General features: G+C 59.0%; 1 protein-coding gene. It reads right to left on the bottom strand.

Going from position 1 to position 1529, the window contains the following annotated elements:
- A partial coding sequence (locus BKD70_RS23475) for a TonB-dependent siderophore receptor (RefSeq protein WP_139145833.1) occupies positions 1-1529 on the bottom strand: 1529 nt, incomplete at both ends.

Genomic DNA, 1529 nt, shown 5'->3' with positions numbered 1-1529 from the left:
CTGAAAATCTTGCCTTCGTAGGTATTGTCCTTGAGGAATTTAGTGGTGTTGTAGGTGTAGCTGGAGGCCAGCTGCAGGCCTGGCAGCACCTCACCACTGAGTGTGGCTTCAAAGCCTTGGCTGCGGACCTTGCCGGAAGCGACCGAGCAGTACCAACCATTGCAGTTCATTGGCCCTTGCAGGTCCTGCACGCTACGGTTTTCCTGATCGTAACGGAAGATCGCAAACGAGGTATTGAGGCGCCCGTCAGCCAGCTCTCCCTTGATGCCCAACTCGTAGTTTTTGCCCTCGATAGGCTTGAGCAGGGAGCCGGAGGTGGTCAGGTTGGTTTGCGGCTCAAAGGCATCGGCATAGCTGGCGTAGGCCGACCACTGCTCGTTGAGCGCATAGACCAGGCCGGCGTAGGGCGTAACCTTGCCATTGGACTGGGTGGTATTGTCTTGCGGGGCACCATATGTGCCTTTGAAACCACTCTGGCCAATGTAGGAATAGTCATACCAACTGGTACGCGCACCGACGATCAACGTCAGCGGGTCCAGGACTTTCACACGCCAGGTGCCATAGATGCCTTTCTGGCGAATGTCATACCAGCTCTTCGAGGCGGCACCCTCCTGGAACAATTGGTATTTGTCGCGCTGTGGGCGGTTGTGGTCGATGTTGAAGATATCCGCGCCGGGGTTTGAAGCCCGTGCCCACTGGTCGTCGGTGGTGAGCTTGGAATAGTTGGCGCCCAGCACCACTTCCTGCTGGAAGCCCAGCCCCTCAAACTTGCCGTTTACATACACATCCGCGCCGCGGCTCTTGGTATTGAAGTCGGTGATCCAATCCACATAGGGCACAGCGCCACCGCCGACGGGTACCGTGTCCCACGTCGCCTGGTAGGTTGCGTCGTTGTGCTCATCCATGGCTACCAGTGCGGCTTTCACTTTCCAGTTATCGTTGAAGCGGTGCTCGATGTCGGCAAACACCTGAGTCTGATTGTTGACGCTGCGGTTCCAACTGGCGCCGACAAATGTCGAACGCGGCAGACCGATATCACTGCCGTCGGCATAACGGGGCAACGACATGAAGTTGGGGCGCGAATGGCCCTTCTGGTTACTGATGCCCAGGCCGACGGTGGTGTCGGGAGTGAAATCGTAGTCGACGGCGCCATAAACCGTCTGGTTCCAGCCGCCCGCATAGTCGACGAAGGAGTCGGTGGTGTCGTAATCCGCCACGAAGCGTCCGCGCAAGGTGCCTTCGGCGTTCAGCGGGCCACCGACATCGACCTGAGTGCCGTAGTGGTCCCATGAGCCAGCCTTGGCGGTAATGGTCGCCGTCGGCGCTTGCTGCCCGCGCTTGCGCACCAGGTTCATGGTGCCGCCGGGGCTGTTGGCACCTTGCAGCAAGGCGGCCGGGCCGCGCAGCGTCTCGACGCGGTCGTAAATGGCCATGTTTTCGGTGAGATAGCTACCCAAGGTGTAAGTGTTACGTGGAATCCCCACACCGTCGTATTGCAGGGTGCCAACCTCGAAGCCACGGGAGAAGAT

This window comes from Pseudomonas sp. BS-2016 (genome assembly GCF_001806145.1).
GTDB lineage: Bacteria > Pseudomonadota > Gammaproteobacteria > Pseudomonadales > Pseudomonadaceae > Aquipseudomonas > Aquipseudomonas lundensis.
This window is presented reverse-complemented; position numbering and strand designations above follow the sequence as displayed.